At 44.8% G+C, this 18396-nt stretch carries 18 protein-coding genes; 9 read left to right on the forward strand and 9 right to left on the reverse strand.

Annotated features, from left to right (window positions below):
* Positions 1–95 precede the first annotated feature (95 nt).
* Entirely contained in the window at positions 96–956 is an 861-nt protein-coding gene (gene tsf / locus ACMXYS_RS14850; RefSeq protein WP_415896984.1) for a translation elongation factor Ts, read from the reverse strand.
* A gap of 108 nt (positions 957–1064) precedes the next feature.
* Positions 1065–1799 (reverse strand): 30S ribosomal protein S2, encoded by a 735-nt coding sequence (rpsB, locus tag ACMXYS_RS14855; RefSeq protein WP_415882454.1) that lies wholly within the window; start codon positions 1797–1799, stop codon positions 1065–1067.
* Positions 1800–2043: 244 nt separating this feature from the next.
* Here rpsB and map point away from each other — a divergent pair, with 244 nt between their 5' ends.
* The 3 genes from map to ACMXYS_RS14870 are packed head-to-tail and all read left to right on the forward strand — an operon-like array spanning position 2044 to position 5900.
* Positions 2044–2817, forward strand: coding sequence for a type I methionyl aminopeptidase (gene map / locus ACMXYS_RS14860; RefSeq protein WP_415896985.1), 774 nt, complete (start codon positions 2044–2046; stop codon positions 2815–2817).
* 42 nt (positions 2818–2859) lie between these two features.
* Entirely contained in the window at positions 2860–5559 is a 2700-nt protein-coding gene (locus ACMXYS_RS14865) for a [protein-PII] uridylyltransferase (protein WP_415896986.1), read from the forward strand.
* A gap of 50 nt (positions 5560–5609) precedes the next feature.
* Entirely contained in the window at positions 5610–5900 is a 291-nt protein-coding gene (locus tag ACMXYS_RS14870; protein ID WP_415882457.1) for a DUF1244 domain-containing protein, read from the forward strand.
* A 64-nt stretch (positions 5901–5964) separates the two neighbouring features.
* Here the strand turns inward: ACMXYS_RS14870 and ACMXYS_RS14875 are convergent, their stop codons facing one another.
* Together ACMXYS_RS14875 and ACMXYS_RS14880 are read right to left on the reverse strand one after the other, a co-directional pair.
* Positions 5965–6450 (reverse strand): LPP20 family lipoprotein, encoded by a 486-nt coding sequence (locus tag ACMXYS_RS14875; protein WP_415892579.1) that lies wholly within the window; start codon positions 6448–6450, stop codon positions 5965–5967.
* A gap of 8 nt (positions 6451–6458) precedes the next feature.
* Positions 6459–7184: a FlgO family outer membrane protein gene (locus tag ACMXYS_RS14880; protein ID WP_415882459.1), complete on the reverse strand. Its 726-nt coding sequence runs from the start codon at positions 7182–7184 to the stop codon at positions 6459–6461.
* Positions 7185–7399: 215 nt separating this feature from the next.
* Between ACMXYS_RS14880 and ACMXYS_RS14885 the strand changes: the two genes are divergently transcribed.
* Positions 7400–8611, forward strand: coding sequence for a flagellar assembly protein T N-terminal domain-containing protein (locus ACMXYS_RS14885; RefSeq protein WP_415896987.1), 1212 nt, complete (start codon positions 7400–7402; stop codon positions 8609–8611).
* A 65-nt stretch (positions 8612–8676) separates the two neighbouring features.
* On the opposite strand, the gene ACMXYS_RS14890 is transcribed toward ACMXYS_RS14885, so the two are convergent.
* The gene (locus ACMXYS_RS14890) at positions 8677–9333 is read right to left on the reverse strand and encodes an OmpA family protein (protein ID WP_415882461.1); all 657 of its coding nucleotides are present in this window, start codon (positions 9331–9333) and stop codon (positions 8677–8679) included.
* Positions 9334–9573: 240 nt separating this feature from the next.
* On the opposite strand from ACMXYS_RS14890, the gene ACMXYS_RS14895 reads away from it, so the two are divergent.
* Together ACMXYS_RS14895 and ACMXYS_RS14900 are read left to right on the forward strand one after the other, a co-directional pair.
* Positions 9574–11484, forward strand: coding sequence for a beta-ketoacyl synthase (locus ACMXYS_RS14895; protein WP_415896988.1), 1911 nt, complete (start codon positions 9574–9576; stop codon positions 11482–11484).
* Positions 11485–11498: 14 nt separating this feature from the next.
* A complete protein-coding gene (locus ACMXYS_RS14900) occupies positions 11499–11900 on the forward strand; it encodes a hypothetical protein (RefSeq protein WP_415882463.1) in 402 nt (133 codons plus the stop codon).
* On the opposite strand, the gene ACMXYS_RS14905 is transcribed toward ACMXYS_RS14900, so the two are convergent.
* Both ACMXYS_RS14905 and ACMXYS_RS14910 read right to left on the reverse strand, forming a co-directional pair.
* Positions 11892–12659, reverse strand: a complete 768-nt coding sequence (locus tag ACMXYS_RS14905; protein WP_415882464.1) for a TatD family hydrolase — start codon at positions 12657–12659, stop codon at positions 11892–11894. The genes ACMXYS_RS14900 and ACMXYS_RS14905 overlap by 9 nt on opposite strands.
* A gap of 74 nt (positions 12660–12733) precedes the next feature.
* On the reverse strand, positions 12734–14314 hold the full coding sequence (locus ACMXYS_RS14910) for a peptide chain release factor 3 (protein WP_415882465.1): 1581 nt from the start codon (positions 14312–14314) through the stop codon (positions 12734–12736).
* Between the two features lie 117 nt (positions 14315–14431).
* On the opposite strand from ACMXYS_RS14910, the gene ACMXYS_RS14915 reads away from it, so the two are divergent.
* Positions 14432–15685, forward strand: coding sequence for an ATP-binding protein (locus tag ACMXYS_RS14915; protein ID WP_415896989.1), 1254 nt, complete (start codon positions 14432–14434; stop codon positions 15683–15685).
* Positions 15672–16208 carry a response regulator transcription factor gene (locus ACMXYS_RS14920; RefSeq protein ID WP_415896990.1) on the forward strand — a complete coding sequence of 179 codons (537 nt, stop codon included), beginning with the start codon at positions 15672–15674 and terminating at the stop codon, positions 16206–16208. The genes ACMXYS_RS14915 and ACMXYS_RS14920 overlap by 14 nt, the downstream gene beginning before the upstream one ends.
* A 6-nt stretch (positions 16209–16214) precedes the next feature.
* Here the strand turns inward: ACMXYS_RS14920 and ACMXYS_RS14925 are convergent, their stop codons facing one another.
* On the reverse strand, positions 16215–16883 hold the full coding sequence (locus tag ACMXYS_RS14925) for an energy-coupling factor ABC transporter permease (protein ID WP_415896991.1): 669 nt from the start codon (positions 16881–16883) through the stop codon (positions 16215–16217).
* A 128-nt stretch (positions 16884–17011) separates the two neighbouring features.
* On the opposite strand from ACMXYS_RS14925, the gene ACMXYS_RS14930 reads away from it, so the two are divergent.
* Positions 17012–17926 carry a GGDEF domain-containing protein gene (locus tag ACMXYS_RS14930; protein WP_415896992.1) on the forward strand — a complete coding sequence of 305 codons (915 nt, stop codon included), beginning with the start codon at positions 17012–17014 and terminating at the stop codon, positions 17924–17926.
* Here the strand turns inward: ACMXYS_RS14930 and rimI are convergent.
* Complete coding sequence (gene rimI, locus ACMXYS_RS14935; protein WP_415882470.1) at positions 17923–18387, reverse strand: ribosomal protein S18-alanine N-acetyltransferase; 465 nt, start codon at positions 18385–18387, stop codon at positions 17923–17925. The genes ACMXYS_RS14930 and rimI overlap by 4 nt on opposite strands.
* Positions 18388–18396 lie beyond the last annotated feature (9 nt).

Here is an 18396-nt window from a genome sequence, read left to right on the forward strand (position 1 = left end):
GTATATCTCCACAGAAATTGGGATCAGGAGAGTGTAGCAAGAAAAGAGGGGATTGCGCATGGGTTAGATGCGCAATCCATAAGCTTTAGAGCTTATTAGCCGTTAAGCTGAGCAGCAACTTCTGCAGCGAAGTCTACTTCTTCAACTTCAATACCTTCACCCACTTCGATACGAGTGAATGCAGATACAGTAGCACCAGCATCTTTTGCAACCTGACCAACTTTCTGATCTGGGTTTTTAACAAAAGCTTGCTCTACTAGGCTGTTTTCAGCCAAGAACTTGTTGATACGACCAGTAACCATCTTCTCTGCAATTTCTGCAGGCTTGCTAGCCATATCTGGCTGCGCAAGAATGATTTCTTTCTCTTTTTCAACAACGTCTGCAGGCATATCTTCTTTATTAACAACCTGAGGGTTAACAGCAGTAACATGCATTGCGATGTCTTTAGCTGTTTCTTCGTTACCACCTTCAAGCTGAACAAGTGCAGCGATCTTGTTGTTGCTGTGTACGTAAGCACCAACAACGCCGCCTTCAACTAGGAATACGCGACGTACGCCAATGTTCTCACCGATTTTCTGAACCAATGCATCACGCGCATCAGTTAGTTCACCAGCCATCAACGCTTCTACATCAGTCGCTTTATCAGCAAACGCTTTGTCTAGAACAACATTAGCGAAAGCTAGGAAACCTTCATCACGTGCAGCGAAGTCAGTTTCAGAGTTAACTTCTACTGCTACCGCGTAGCTGCTATCGTCTGCAACTTTTACAACTACAACACCTTCTGCTGCTGTACGACCTGCTTTTTTAGCAGCCTTCATACCAGAAGCTTTACGTAGCTCTTCAATCGCTTTCTCGATGTCGCCACCAGCTTCTTTAAGTGCTTTTTTACACTCCATCATGCCTAGACCAGTACGGTCACGCAGATCCTTAACCATTGCAGCGGAAATGTTCGCCATATCGAATACCCCTATAAAATAATCGCGGGTTAATCAAAAAATCCAAAAAAGGGGGCAAGGCCCCCTCTATAAAGTCAAAGAGAATACGTCGCCGTATTCCCAGCAGAATTATTCAGCTGCTTTTTCTTCAACTTCAACGAATTCGTTTTTGTCGCCAGCAGTTGCTTCAGTACCTTCTAGGCAAGCATCAGCTGCAGACTTAACGTAAATCTGGATTGCACGCAGTGCATCATCGTTACCAGGGATAACAACATCAACGCCATCTGGGTTGCTGTTAGTATCAACGACACCGATAACTGGGATACCCAGTTTGTTTGCTTCATTTACTGCGATACGCTCGTGGTCAACGTCGATTACGAACAAAGCATCAGGCAGACCGCCCATCTCTTTGATACCACCGATAGAACGCTCTAGCTTTTCCATTTCACGCTGACGCATCAAAGCTTCTTTCTTAGTTAGCTTCTCAAACGTACCATCCTGGCTCTGACCTTCCAGATCGCGTAGGCGACGGATAGACTGACGGATAGTTTTGTAGTTAGTCAGCATACCACCCAACCAACGGTGGTTTACGTATGGCATACCTGCACGAGTAGCTTCTTCTTTAACGATTTTGCTAGCAGCGCGCTTAGTACCAACGAAAAGAACTTTATTCTTGTTGGAAGCCATACCCTGGATGCTATCTAGTGCACCGTTAAGTGCAGGTAGAGTGTGCTCTAGGTTGATGATATGAATCTTGTTACGAGCACCGAAAATGAATTTAGACATTTTCGGGTTCCAGTAACGAGTCTGGTGACCGAAGTGAACGCCTGCTTTAAGCAGGTCACGCATAGTAATTTTAGCCATTATATTTTCCTAAAATTGGGTTAAACCTCCACGATCCCCAACATCCAACCCGAAGGCACCCTGAACATTGTGTCGGAACGTGTGTGATATATATTTTTGCTTACGCAAATTGAGCGCGGATTTATACCATAACCACCCAATAATATAAAGCCTATTTCTATTCCTGCAGCAGGATTGCTACAATCCCCTTCAGTTAAACTTTAATACACCGCTTCTGGCGGGTTCACAGGACAATTGACAGCTTATGAGCATCAAAATTAAAACACCTGAAGAGATCGAGAAAATGCGCGTTGCAGGACGTTTGGCTGCAGAAGTTCTCGAAATGATTGAGCCATATATAAAACCAGGTGTCACCACAAATGAGCTGAACCAAATTTGTCATGACTACATTGTCGATAAACAGCAAGCAATTCCAGCGCCGCTCAACTATCATGGCTTTCCTAAATCAATCTGCACCTCAGTTAATCAGGTTGTTTGCCACGGCATTCCGAATGACAAAAAACTGAAAGATAGCGACATCATCAACGTCGATATCACGGTAATCAAAGATGGTTATCACGGCGACACCAGCAAAATGTTTTTTGTGGGTAAAGAGCTTCCTCATGCCCGCCGCCTAGTCGATATCACACTGGAATGTATGTACAAAGGTATCAAGCTAGTTAAACCGGGTGCACGCCTTGGAGATATTGGCCACGTCATCCAAACTTATGCTGAACAAAACCATTACACTGTGGTTCGCGAATACTGCGGGCACGGTATTGGCGCTGAATTCCACGAAGAACCTCAGGTTCTACATTATGGCAAAGCAGGCACGGGCGAGATTCTTGAAGAAGGCATGATTTTCACAATTGAGCCAATGATCAATGCCGGTAAGCGTCAAGTTAAACTATCCAAAAAGGATGGCTGGACAGTTGAAACTGCTGACCGTCGCTTATCAGCGCAGTGGGAACACACAATTCTAGTAACTGCTGATGGTTACGAGATTCTAACTCTGCGTTCTGATGAGAACATTCAGTAAACCATTTAACTGCGAGCAATCAGTAAAGCGGGTAATGCGAAGATGTCGACCACCCTCCACCAGCAACTAGCCGAAGAAGAGATCATCGACATCGATGATTTTAGAACCAAGTTAGCTGAGGCAACCTCCCCTATTCCAGTGTACAAAGAGGCTCTTTGTACAATAAAAACCAGCCTTGACGATCGCTTTAAGGCCGGGGAGGACATTCGCAAACTAATCTACGGCCGTGCGTGGGAAATTGATCGCATCTTACAAGTCGCTTGGTCTCAATACCCATGGCCTGAGGATAAGATCTCACTTATCGCCGTTGGCGGCTATGGCCGAGGCGAACTACACCCGCATTCAGATATTGACCTACTCATCTTATTAGATGATGAGGTCAATGCTGAAGATCTACACGATTCAATCAGCGCCTTTTTAACCACCCTCTGGGATATCAATTTAGACATAGGCTCCAGCGTTCGAACACTCAGCGAATGCTATAAAGAAGCTCAAAGCGACATTACGATTGCAACCAACCTGATTGAATCTCGTACGCTAACGGGCAATCCTGATCTACACACCCAAATGTATGATCGAGTGACATCAGAAGGCGCTTGGACTGATAAAGAGTTTTTCCTAGCTAAGCAAAAAGAGCAGAAAGAACGCCATAAGAAGACCAACAATACTGAGTACAACCTAGAACCTAACCTTAAAAATTCCCCTGGCGGCCTCCGCGATTTACAAACCATAGGCTGGGTATCCAAAAGACATTTCGGTTCTACCTACATTCGCGACTTAGTTGAAGATGGCTTTCTGACAGAGACAGAGCTAGATATCTTAAATAAAGGCGAGCTGTACCTATGGTCCGTTCGCTATGCACTGCACATGCTCTGCAACCGTCGCGAAGACCGCCTACTGTTTGATCATCAACGCACACTAGCTGAGTTCTTTGGCTACAAAGATGAAGAAGGAAAACTTGCTGTAGAACAGTTCATGAGCAAGTACTACCGTATTGCCATGACCATGTCAGAATTCAACGACATGCTACTGCAGCACTTTGATGAAGCAATCCTCCGCGCCGATGAAGAACAAGTGATCACCCCTCTGAATAATCGCTTCCAGATCCACAACGATTATTTAGAAGTCACTCACGAAAACACTTTTGAACACCAACCTTTTGCCCTGATGGAGCTATTTGTCCTGTTAGCACAAAATCCATCCATTAAAGGTGTTCGCGCCTCGACTATCCGCTTAATTCGAGACAATCGACACAAGGTTGATGAAGAATTTCGTAAGGATATTCGCAATACCAGCCTCTTCATGGAACTACTTCGCTCCCCAGAGCGAGTCTCCACCGAATTAAAACGAATGACACGATACGGAATTTTGGGTCGCTACCTACCTCAATTTGGCCGCATTATTGGTCAGATGCAGCACGACCTATTCCATATCTACACCGTTGATGCACACACCATGAAGGTGATTCAAAAGTGCCGACAATTCAGACATCGCGACTACCGAGAAGAATTCCCAATTTGTCATCGCATTGTAAATCAGCTACCCAAAATCGAACTGCTATACATTGCCGGTCTTTTCCATGACATTGCCAAAGGTCGAGGCGGCGATCATTCTGAGCTAGGCGCTGAAGACGTACTCGAATTCTGCGATGAGCACCATTTAGGCAAGTGGGACAGCCATTTAGTATCCTGGCTCGTACGTAACCACTTACTTATGTCCATGACAGCTCAACGCAAAGACATTTCAGATCCGGAAGTTATCCACACATTTGCGCAACAAGTACGAGACATTGTACATCTTGATTATCTTTACGTGCTGACTATCGCCGATATCAATGCTACCAACCACACGCTGTGGAACAGCTGGCGCGCAACGTTGATGCGTAAACTCTATACCGACACTAAACGCGCTCTACGTCGTGGCTTAGAGAACCCAATCAATAAAGAAGACCGTATCGAACAGATTCAGCACGAAGCTCAGATTCTATTGGATCGACAAGGCGTAGAGAAAACCGATATACACACTTTATGGTCATCAATAGGAGATGATTATTTCCTTAGAGAGACCGCCCAAAGCATCGCTGAACACACCAAGGCAATTCTAGAACATACAAAAGCAGATGAGCCGCTGATCCTGATTCGCCAAACATCTCACCGTGTATTTGAAGGCGCAACAGAGATTTTTATCTACAGCAAAGATATCAAAAACCTCTTTGCAGCCACTGTAGCGGCAATGGATCAATTACACCTCAACATCCAAGATGCACGTATTATTGTGACAGATAGCGGCGAGGTCCTTAACACTTATACAGTGCTTTCAGATGACAATACGCCATTGTCGGAGAACCCGAGCCATCTACAGTCAATCAAGCAACGATTAATTGAAGAGCTAGATGACCCAGATGACTACCCGGACATTATCCAGCGACGCGTTCCACGTCAGATGAAGCTGTTTGCTACACCAACACAAGTTTATGTAAGCAATGATCCAGCTGCTCAACAGACCGTACTAGAAGTAATTACACCGGATCGTCCAGGTCTACTTGCACGCATTGGTGGCATTTTCGCGGAACATAACTTGTCTGTACGTAAAGCGAAGATCGCGAGCGTGGGTGAACGTGTAGAAGATTTCTTCTTTATCACCAACGAACAAGGCCTGCCAGTCTCAGATCCTGACTTATGTCAGACCCTTCAGGATCAGATCTGCCAGCAGCTGGATGAACATATCCAACACGAACGTTAATATAGCCGTAGCCTCAGGTAATCGAGGCACTAAGAGAAAGTGAGGAAAACATGGATCAACAAACGCAAAATGAAATCGAAGCGGCTGTATTCCGTCGTCTACTAGAGCACTTAGACAACCGTAAAGATGTACAGAACATTGATCTAATGATTCTGGCGGGTTTCTGCCGTAACTGTCTGAGCAAATGGTACAAAGCTGAAGCGGAAAAGCGCGGCCATGAAGTCGATTACGATGCTGCGCGAGAGCTGGTATACGGTGAGCCTTACGACACTTGGAAAGACAAATACCAAAAGAAAGCCACACCAGAGCAGATGGCAGCATTCGAAGCGACTCAAAAATAATCGCTTAACTATTAAAACTTAAGTAATAAAAAAGGGAGCATCAGCTCCCTTTTTTATTGTCTATTTAGCGGCTAATCCAGGCTCGTTGAACCTGATTTAGATCCACCTCTAAAGTGGTTGCATAAGTATCTTCTTGCACCGGATAAGTCTTCACAACTCTTGCTCCTCTAACGATCCCAGAGACAGCAGCTTTAAACTGATCGCTCTGCAGCACCATATCTTGCACTGAAGTGGTACCAAACAAATACTGACCATGAACAACACCCGCCAACTCTTGATAAGCTCGTAACTTAGAAGCGCGCATCGCCATCAGAATTTTATGCTGCCGATTTTTCCCCGGCTGTAAGCTAATTGGCGCATAGCCCGTCGCTCTCACCCAATTAGGCTCTTTCGGCTCTTCTACACGGGTTGGAAAATTAACATCCGGTAACGCTTCAACCATATCAATGGTCGTCTCAACTGCCGTTTCACATCCCTGAAGAAGTAAAACTGGCGTCAATAAAAACAGCCCAGCCAATTTACGAAAAAAATTTGTGTATGCTTTTTTCATTTGATGATTTACCTAACCGGCCCACTTCCATTTTCGATAATCAAATCTTCATTTAACGCTTTGAGAGGATTATACCCTGGCAATCCACCCTCTAAACGAGCGTTACTCACATGACTCTGCCCAGTTGCCAATACCTGCCGAGTCGTCGTATCAATCACTCGGGCATTAATCACCATGCCATCAGAATGTTGCGCATAAGTTCCAGTCACCAAGAAATACAATTTGTAGCGTGTTCTAAGGCCTGACAGGTTCTGTTTCGATAGCGGCTGTTTGGTTGATGTTGTTAACCCCGCCGCGCGGTAGTCAATCAAGTTATAACCATGCTGCTGCAACTGATAAATAAACGCTTGTTCTATACGCTCACCAAAACGTCCAACTTTGCGCTCATTATGTAAATTTGTGAATGGAATGACTGCCATTGGGAATGTTTTAACGCGGTTCTGCTGCAAACCCGCTGTCATCTGCACAGCCATTTGCTGAACAGCTTCACTGAGAGGATCCAAACCATTTGGAGAAACATCAACCTGCACAACCTCTCGCTGTAACATAGCACGCTCTTTTTCCAACAGCGCTTCCTTTTCTGCGATATGCGCCTTTTCTAGCTTATGCAGCTCCGCAACAACTTCAGGACTCATACTTTCAATATGCACGGACTCAGGCCCAGCATCTTTATTCGTTTGCTGCATACAACCACTTAAACATCCGATCGCAAACAGCAGTAAAATATTTTTCATCCTGATCTTCCAAACTCAAAGGTTACGCACCACAATCTAACATAATCATCTAGGTATAGGGAGCAATACAAAACGCGACCTTATACAATGATTTACAATCATATTGTAATTACATACTGTCAGCTTTAAGCGCCCTGAGATAAGATGCCCACAGCTCCAACATCTGTTATTTAAGTTATCTACTTATAGTGTAAGTAATCGGTCAACGGTGAGATATGTTTAATCTAGTGCAAAAATTAATCTTAGCCTGCCTACTTCTATTGCCCCTTTCAGCTCAGGCAGTTGTTGTTGAAGCTCAAGGCCAAGCTATTATTGCTAACAAAGATATAATCTCTGCTCGAGAAGCTGCCATTCGAGATGCTTCACAACAAGCCTCTATGCAAGCCGCCGTGTATATTTCTAGCAGCCAAGTCGTTCGCGATGGCATCCTAGAAATCGACAATATGCAGATCAACACCTTAGGCCAAGTATCCAATATAGAAATAGTCGATGAGAAGGTCGTTGGTAATACCCTTTTTATCCGCATACGGGCTGATGTGCTGATTGATCAAGGATGTCACAACGGCGTAAGTAACAGTTATACAAAGTCAATTGCTGTTACCGCCTTCCCTCTACTAAAACTTAAACAAGCCAACCTAGGTGGTTTAGGGACTGTGAGCAGTGTTTTTCCTGCTCAAATTGCACAACTGATGAATAACAAACAGTCTTTTGTTGCCCATAACGCCGGCCGTCTAAACCTTCACCCACAACCAGAATTCGCTCCAACCAATCAGCTGGATGATGGTGCGCTTTCCAGCATGCAACAAACAGCGGGCCAACTAAATGTAAACTATGTTGTCTCCGGCGTTATCCGCGATATGTCGATGATGGACCCGCGTACTCACGCCGAAAAAAACTACCTAATCGACCTTTACAACACCTTGGATTACAAAAGTAAAAGGCACTTACGAAACTTTGAAATAGACCTATTTATCCATGATGGTATGACTGGACACTTGGTCAGCCAAAAACACTATCAAACTGCTGGCCTCTGGAATCTAGATCGCACAATTAAGACAGGCTTCAATACTGCTGGATTTTTCAAACAGGATTATGGAAAAAAAGTTAAACAGCTCCAGAAAACCATTCTTGAAGAACTTCAACACGAATTACTTTGCGAGCCTTTCTCTACCATGATTACTCAAGTTGAAGACCGAAATATCTGGATTAACTCTGGTAAGCAGCAGGGCTTGAAACGAGGCGACAAACTTACAATTTACCGCAAGTCCACTTATTACTCACCAGATATGAAAGCAACCACTCAACTAACCAATACCAAACAAACATTGGTAATTGATGACGTCCAAATGGGTTCAGCTTCTGGCCACATCACTAGCGCAGCTGCGTCATACAATATCAGGCCTGGCGATTTAGCTATCGCTCGCTAACGAAAAGCAGATTAAGAAAGGAGTGCACTCGAACCTAATAATACGCTCGAGTGCTATATCAATGCTTAGCGACGTGTTCCGCTAATATTGATCTCTACACGACGGTTCTGAGAACGACCCGCAGAGGTTTTATTATCAGCTATAGGGTAACGCTCACCATATCCACGAGCGTTAATACGTAAACGCTCAACACCCGCACTCGCAAGATAATCACCTACACGAGCAGCACGGCGCTCTGACAACTGCTGGTTATATTCAAAAGAACCCGAACTATCGGTAAAACCATCAACATTCAGCTCAGTTTGATCAAACTTAGCCAACACCTTAGCTACAGAATCTAATACTGGGTAGAAACTACCTGCGATACGATCAGAATCAACTGCAAATGTAATATTACCCGGCATAATCAAACGGATAGAATCACCAATACGCTCGACACGCACTCCTGTGCCTTCTAACTCTTGACGTAACAAAGCTTCCTGTTGATCCATGTAATAGCCGATACCGCCACCAACAGCGCCACCTACAAGCGCACCTGTCAAAGCACCTTTACCACGATCACTTTTACTAGAAACTGCAGCGCCCAACACGGCACCAGCAACAGCGCCAATACCTGCACCCTTCGCAGTATTACCTACCTTCTGTTCACCAGTGTAAGGGTCCAACGTTTGACAACCCGTTAGCAGAACACCTGTAACGGCTACAGCAATCAATTTTTTCATGCATATCTCCTAAGATTCTTGCGCTCCCTGAATTCGGCCATAGTATGGCTGAATATTCGCTGACTAAAAACAAATAAAATAAGTCATAGATGCTAGTCAGTACGGGTAAACACCGATAAAATAATACGATTGTAATTTTTAGATTTGGCCTATATCTACTGTCGCTTAAAATACGTTATTGTGTAGCGGTTAGATAGAGCCCTTCGATTATCTGTAGTACTGCCCTTTGAGGAGATACAATTGTCCCAGCTTCCTGTCATTGTTGGTTTTGGTGGTATAAACCCTGCTGGACGTGCCTCATTTCACCATGCTTATCGCCGTTTAATCATCGATAAGCTGGATTCTAAATCTCGCACTGAGACATTAACCGATCTCGCTATTCTGACTGGCCTAGCAACAACATCTGAAGGCCAATATCTAAACCAAGAAGGTGAAGTTTGCACTGCAGAGTCCCTTATTGAGTCTCTACAAGAACAACTACTCAATAGCACTCTAATCCGACAGATCGAAGATAGCTGTTTTGACGTCAACAACGTCATGTTTAATAAGCCAGCAAGCATCAATTTAGGTGACGAAACCTTAAGATTCCAGTTACGTAAACGCCAAATGCCGCAAAACATTCCAAGCAATTGGCAAGTGACGGAGACATCTTCTGGGCAATTTTATATTGAAGTCACAGGTAAATTAGAAGCAATTTTACCGGATAGCAAAACAGCACCTGTTCAATCGGCAGGCCAGCTGCCTAGCGGCTTCCAACCAGGCAAACTCTACCAATCTCGTAATCACCCACGTAATCTGCAAATGACTGTTTTTGCGGCATCAGATGCGATCTCTTCAAGCGGCATCCCATTTGAACGCATCAGTGCTTACGTTGCACCAGACCAGATTGCAGTTTATGCCAGTAACTCTATTGGTCAATTAGATGATTTTGGTTTTGGTGGATTAACTAAATTCCCAGCGATTGGTAAGCGCACAACATCTAAACAGATGCCTCTTGGCTATGCGCAAATGCCAGCCGATTTTGTGAATGCTTATATTCTAGGAAATGTAGGAACGACTGGCGGCGCTTTAGGTGCTTGTGCAACCTTCCTATATAACTTGCGCAGTGGCGTTAATGATATCCGCAGCGGTCGTCGCAAAGTAGTTTTAGTTGGTGGCAGCGATGCCCCAATCACCCCAGAAGTTATCGAAGGCTTCCGCGCGATGGGCGCATTGGCTGAAGATAAGGACCTTTTGGCATTAGACAATCTTGCTGAACTCACCAGCGATGACTACCGCAAAGCATGTCGTCCGTTTGGTAATAACTGTGGATTCACCATTGGCGAAAGTAGCCAATTTGTTCTATTGATGAGTGATGATCTAGCTGTTGAGTTAGGCGCCGAAATCTATGGTGCTGTACCAGAAGTATTTGTTAATGCTGACGGCCATAAGAAATCGATCTCTGCTCCAGGCGTAGGCAACTATATTACTCTAGCTAAGTCAGCCTCTTTGATCCGTTCGATGCTAGGTGAAGAATCACTTCAACAACGCAGTTTTGTTCAAGCCCACGGGACAAGCACTCCGCAAAACCGCGTAACCGAATCTCATGTTATCAACGAGACAGCTAAAGCCTTCTCGATTGATAACTGGACGGTTTCCGCAGTTAAGTGCTATTTAGGTCACTCTCAAGGTACCGCTGGCGGTGATCAATTGAGTACCTCTCTAGGTACTTGGAAATACGGCTATATCCCAGGCATCGTAACAACACCTACGTTTGCTGATGATGTTCACAAGAGCAACCTGAATCTAAGCAACCAACACCATGACGTGGGTGCTACCGGCATGGACTCTGTACTTTTGAATTCTAAAGGCTTCGGTGGCAACAACGCATCTGCACCTGTACTAGCGCCACACGTTGTACACAACATGCTTAAAAAACGTTACAGCGCTACACAATTAAAAGAGTATCAGAACAAGCTTGAGCAGACGCGTGCTGTCGCGAGTGCTTATGACCAAGCAGCCATTCTCGGTGAAGCTAAACCAATCTATCGCTACGACCACAACGTGCTACAAGGCGAAGATCTTAAAATCACTGATTCACAAATAAAACTTCCAGGCTATGCCAACCCTGTGAGCTTAGAAGTTAGTAACCCTTTTGAAGACCTTTGCTAAATAAGGATATAAGTATGCGTAATGCAGTATTACTTTTGATTGCAGGTTTAAGCTTAAGCGGCTGCATGAGCATGGACTCATTATCCCTAGGCAAATCGGAGCCTACCGAGACTGACTATTACCTAGTGGATACAAAGTTTCGCTTTATCTGCTTAGGCAATACCACTCAATGTCGCGATATGACTAAGATTGTCTCTTCTCGTGCTCAGCTAGCGCCTATTGAAGAAGCTTACGGCACTAAAGTTAAAGGGCCAAACTACCCAGTATCACTTACTCGTATGCTTCTAAACCCTGCCGATGGCAGTTACACCAGCTCACCTGCAGGCACTACAGGCCGCTACTTTAAGATTCCTGTTAACGACAAGACCCAAATCGCTTGGGATGCTCTAGGCACTATTGAAAGCGGTTTATATTAATCGCAATAGGTTCTTTGATTGCTGGGTAGTGATAGCTGCAACCTCCTCCACAGCTATTTGACGAAGTTCTGCTATCACTTCTGCCACCTTTGCCACATTCGCTGGCAGATTAACCTCCCCCTGATGCCCAGCTAAAGGCATATCCGGCGCATCCGTTTCTAACACAAAAGACTCCAGCGGCAATTCTTGCACAAGCCGCCGAATTTTCTTCGCCCGCTCATAAGTAACCGTTCCACCAATACCCAATTTGAAGCCTAAATCCAGATATTGTCGTGCTTGTTGCTCACTTCCAGAGAAAGCATGCACAATACCACCTCGCTCTAGCTGAATTAGCCGCAACTGTTTTAACATCTGATCATGCGCTTTACGAACATGCAGCAATACGGGCAGGTTAAACTTCTTCGCCAAAGCTAATTGTTCATTCAAATAGAGTAATTGTTGATCTAGATTGGCCTCAGGAATGAAAAGATCCAACCCTATCTCACCTACAGCACAGACCTGCTCAGTCGCCAACAAGGTTTCTAAAATTTCAAGATCTGCTGGAGTGTGCTTTTCCATAAAGCAGGGATGTAAACCAAGCGCAGCGTGGAGATTATGATCCGACTTAACCAGACTCAATAAGTCTTGCCACCTATCAGCGATGACACTAGGCACGACAATATCGCTTACACCGGCGATTCTTGCCTGAAGAAGTATTTCTTTCCGAGAAAGATCAAATTCTGAAAAGTCTAAATGACAGTGGCTATCGATAAATTGCATAGCATTAGATTAGGGCGGGAAATATATGGCTGCAAGCCTAGATGCTTGCAGCCATTTATTTAGTGGTAAGTGGTTTAGTGCTCGCGTGTAGCGCGGAAAGCTACATCAGGCCAACGTTCTTCAGCCAAACTCAAGTTCACGCGTGTTGGTGCTAAGTAAGTCAGAAGACCACTACCATCGATTGCCAAGTTATCGTGATTCTTCTTCTGGAAGTCAGACAACATTTTATCATCATCACACTCAGCCCAGCGCGCTGTCTGCACACTGATCGGCTCGTACTTACACTCAACCTTGTATTCATCTTTCAATCGGAATACAACAACATCAAACTGTAGCTGACCTACCGCACCCAAAATTAGGTCATTATTTTTCAACGGCTGGAACAACTGCACTGCACCCTCTTCCGATAGCTGCTGCAAACCTTTCTGTAGCTGCTTCATTTTTAGTGGGTCCAATGGGCGCACACGACGGAACATTTCCGGCGCGAAGTGAGGGATACCTGTAAATTTAAGATCTTCACCTGCAGTAAACGTATCACCGATCTGGATCGTACCGTGGTTATGCAAACCGATGATATCACCAGACCATGCTTCCTCTACGTTCTCACGATCACCTGCGATAAAGGTTACCGCATCGGCAATTTTCACATCCTTTTTGATACGTGCATGACGCATCTTCATGCCTTTGCTGTACTTACCGGAACAGATTCGCATAAAAGCAATACGGTCACGGTGTTTCGGATCCATATTGGCTTGAATCTTAAAGATAAAACCACTGAATTTTTCTTCAGCCGGTTCAACTTCACGGGTTAGTGTCGCACGTGGAATTGGCGCAGGCGCCCACTCAACGAAATCATTTAGCATCTCACGAACACCAAAGTTCGCCAAAGCCGTACCAAAGAAGACAGGGGTCAGCTTGCCCGCCATAAACTCTTCTTTATCAAACTCATGAGTTGCACCACGAACCAGCTCCACTTCATCAAGGAAGTCTTCGTAGATATCACCTAAAAGTTCTTTAGCTTGATCACTCTCAAGACCTTTAACCTGAATATCTTCAGGAATAGTATGACCTTGGCCTGGCTGGAAGACATGAATCGTATCGGTATAAAGGTTATACACACCTTTAAAACGCGGTCCCATTTCGATTGGCCAAGTAATAGGCGCAGCAGCAATCTTCAGAACTTCTTCGATCTCGTCTAGCAGTTCAATCGGATCACGAATCTCACGGTCCATTTTGTTCACAAACGAGAAAATTGGCGTGTCACGCAGACGACAAACTTCCATCAGCTTAATGGTTCGATCTTCGACACCTTTCGCACCATCCACAACCATCAACGCAGAATCCACTGCCGTTAATGTGCGGTAAGTATCCTCAGAGAAATCTTCGTGACCCGGAGTATCCAACAGGTTAACCATGCGACCGTTGTACGGGAACTGCATAACTGAAGAGGTGATCGAGATACCACGCTCTTGCTCCATCGACATCCAGTCAGATGTAGCCATACGATCGCCTTTTTTCCCTTTTACGCTACCCGCTTGCTGAATCAACTGTCCAAACAACAACAGTTTTTCAGTAATGGTCGTTTTACCCGCATCGGGGTGGGAAATAATCGCAAAGGTGCGGCGTTGATTAACTTCTTCTTGCAGGATACTCATGGATAAACATCATTTATGGTGACAGAAAGCAGGCATTATACTCTGACTGTGACAAATTACCTCCACTGCGACATTTTGCCTCGTCAGTTTTTCATTACTCTACGGTATAATCCTTTCATGGCTAATCATCGCGATAATTTAATTCAGCTTTCTTACATCAGAACCGTCACCCTGTTCGGGCAATGTATCGCGGTTATCTTTGCGATTTACGGTTTACAGGCCGATCTTAAAGTATGGCTAGTTGGCACAACCCTGGCCGCCTTAGCGCTGCTAAATGTGATGACTTACGCTCGCCTTTTTTCACCTTGGCCTGTCACGGAGCCTGAGTTTTTCTCTCAATTGATCGCAGATATGGCGCTGTATGGCGCGCTTTTATTTCATATGGGGGGAGCAACCAATCCCTTTATATTCTTACTACTCGTCCCGCTAATTATATCCTCGGCTACCATGTCGAGAGCTTATGTCTGGCTGATAGCCTTCATGATCATCGCCATCTATAGCTCTTTGCTGTTTTATTACGAACCTCTAGTTCAGCTGGATAACAGTCATCAGCACCGCATTATGGAGCTGTTCGATATCCATATTTTAGGAATGTGGATCAACTTCCTCCTAACAGTAATTGTTGTAACCTATTTTATTGTACGCATGCGCCAATCCATGCAGATACAGCAAGAGACATTGGATCAAGAACGCGAGAAACGCATTCAAGATCAACAGCTTCTATCGCTCGCCAATATGGCTGCCGGCACAGCTCATGAACTGGGAACGCCATTAAGCACCATGCAAGTCCTACTCAATGAACTTGAGCATGAACACGCTGAAAACCCAGAGCTAGTAGAAGACTTACAACTCTTACGCCAACAAACCGAACTTTGTGCACAGCGCCTGAAACAGATGAGTCAAAGCGTGAAAGAGGAACAAGCGACTGCGCAGCAGATGTCCACCATGGCACTGGTAGAAGATGTTATTGAGCAGTTTATGATTCTTCGGCCAGAGGTAACGCGTACCTTCACTGTACAAGGTGGCGGAGAACCGCCTTCTCTTAACTGCACAACATCATTAAAACAAGCCCTGTTAAACCTGCTAAATAACGCCGCAGATGCAGAGCCCGAAGATATCAATATCGAGCTAGATTGGGATCAACAGACAGTATATTTCCGTATCTACGATAACGGTCCGGGAATTAGTCTTGAACAGAGCAGCAACCTAGGTAAACCTTTTATCACCACAAAGGGTAAAGGCTTAGGAATAGGACTATTCCTTACTAGCACAACATTGGCACGCTATGATGGCGATGTAAGACTCTATAACCGCCCTGAAGGCGGTACGTTAACCGAAGTGACTCTTCCGATAAGGCATGCAGATGACTGAACGCTTTTTGATAGTTGATGACGATCCGGCATTCACCCGCGTACTCTCACGCGCAATGACACGTAGGGAGTTTGAAGTTCAAGTTGCACGTAGCGCCGAAGAAGCCGAAAAGCTGATTCAAAGCTGGGTACCAGACCTAGCGACTGTCGATCTTAAAATGGATGGGGACTCCGGGCTGATACTGATCCCCAAACTTCGACAACAAAACCCTGCAATGAAAATTCTAATGCTGACGGGCTATGCAAGCATAGCCACAGCAGTAGAAGCGATCAAACTCGGCGCGACCCAATACCTTCCAAAGCCCGCAGATGCCGATCAAATTCTGACCGCTTTAAATAAGATTGAGGCAGATGCTGAAATGGAAGTGACTGAGCAGCCAATGTCGGTGAACCGCCTAGAATGGGAGCATATCCAAAAAGTGCTGAACGAACATGATGGTAATGTATCAGCAACAGCTCGAGCACTTGGCATGCACCGAAGGACCCTGCAGCGAAAACTATCTAAGCGCCCGGTAAAACGATAAAGCACTTTACTGATCGTCTATATAAACCTTGGCATCGAAGGTACGCACCCAATCAGGATGAAACACCAACATCCCTGTCAGGAATATCCCATTCATCAATCCTTCTGGGAACATAATCAGCGGTAGATAACGTACATATTCGTGGATAATTTTCTCGACCGTGTATACACCGTCTAACACTAGAATCGCACTCGCGGATAAGCCTGCTACAGCGGCAGAGAGACCCGCACCTAAAAAACCGCAGACGAATAAGAACACAAAGAAATTCTTCAACATTTTTGCTTCAACAAAGCGATAAACAAGCCAAGTCGATGCAACCGGAAGCAATACAGAACAAACGCCACTTAATAGCAATCCATCCCAGCTTTCCTTACCTACAACGGCCATCCCAACCAATGCAACCGTCGCCGAGAGTATTGCCAAATCCCAACCAAAAACCAAGGTCATAATGGTTAAGCCTAGAAAATGAATACCTAACCCTGGTGAAATTCCAGCCCTCATGGACCACAATGCCATTAGCAATGCAGTGGCACCAAATAACATATGCTGCAATGTTCGGTTATCACCTAATGTAGACCAAGGTGTATTTCTGATGGCATAAAACAAAACCATACAGTAAATAAGGGCACCACCAATCAACCAATATGAATGTAATAATCCTTCGGAAAAACTCATATTTTTTCTACTTTTTAATAATTAGGATACATTTTACATTGAACATTAATTATCTACTTATATGATAAAGATATGGGTCATTTCTTGTTGACGCATATCACTTTTTTCTAAACCAAAGCGGAGAGCGAATGAATATTCTTGTTGTTGATGATGATCGTTTTATTCGTGAAATAATCAGCGCAGTTATTCAGGACGCCAATCATACACCTATTACCGCCTCTCAAGGAGACGAAGCCTTAGCCGCTTTAGATAAGGGTGGAATTGATCTAGTTCTAACTGATGTCGAAATGCCAGGCCGCAACGGTTTCGATCTCACGCGCGAAATCCGCAACCGCTTCCCCAATGATTGGTTCCCTATTATATTCCTCAGCGGTCAAAGTGATGAAAAGCACTATGAGGAAGGTATTGATGCTGGCGGTGACGATTACCTAACAAAACCGGTCAGTCCGATTGTCCTAAAAGCTAAAATTTTGGCGATGGAACGTATCGCCAATATGAAAAAGGCCTTAGATGCAGCCAACTCTCGCTTGGAAAAACTCAGCTCTCAAGATCCACTAACAAAGATATCTAACCGTCGAGATCTGGAAACCAACCTGTTAAAAGAGTGGAAACGCAATAAACGGGAGCAAAATGAGCTAGCGGCTATCATGCTCGATATAGATTTCTTTAAAACCTATAACGATCATTACGGCCACCAGCAAGGGGATGAATGCCTCAAAGCAGTAGCCAACCTATTGAAAGGTGAGCTTAATCGATCTCATGATCTTCTAGCACGCTATGGCGGAGAAGAATTTGTCATAATCCTGCCGGATACTGATATCGAAGGTGCAGAGAAGATAGCAAATAATATAGTCTCTTCCCTAGCATCTAAAGCCATACCACATGTTCAGTCTCAAGCAGCAGAGCATGTGACTGTCAGCATGGGTATTAGCTCAACTGCTAACAATGCAGAAACGCCTTCTGCACTGCTAAAGCAAGCCGATCAAGCGCTTTATAAAGCCAAGGACAGTGGTCGAAACCGCAGCTGCACCTTCTCTGATTAATTACAGAGTACTGGCTCTATAGACATACCCATTAGCACAGCGTCTTCGCGTTGCCCCCCTTGAACTGAAGGGTAGTAATTTTTTCGCACCCCTTCAGTTACAAAGCCACTTTTATCATACAACGCTATTGCAGCTAAGTTAGATTCCCTCACCTCAAGCATCACTCGAATAACGCCAGCATTTTGTAGCTGTTGAGCTCCCTGACTTACCAGGAGCTGTGCATAACCACACCCTTGGTGGGCTGGATCTATAGCTATCTGGAGCAGTTCCGCCTCATCTAGAACTTGCGAAAACATGACATAGCCAATTAAGTCCGGTGCATACAAACCAAGAGCGACAGATCGCTCTGATTCTATTTGCTGTAGGTATTGTTTAGCCGACCAGGCACCATGAGCGAAACAGGATTGAGCAATACGTTCTACTGCTGGAAGATCCTTGGCCTGAAGGTCATCAATGTTCATAGGAGAAGC

Source organism: Neptuniibacter sp. QD57_21, from assembly GCF_047778075.1.
Classification (GTDB): domain Bacteria; phylum Pseudomonadota; class Gammaproteobacteria; order Pseudomonadales; family Balneatricaceae; genus Neptuniibacter.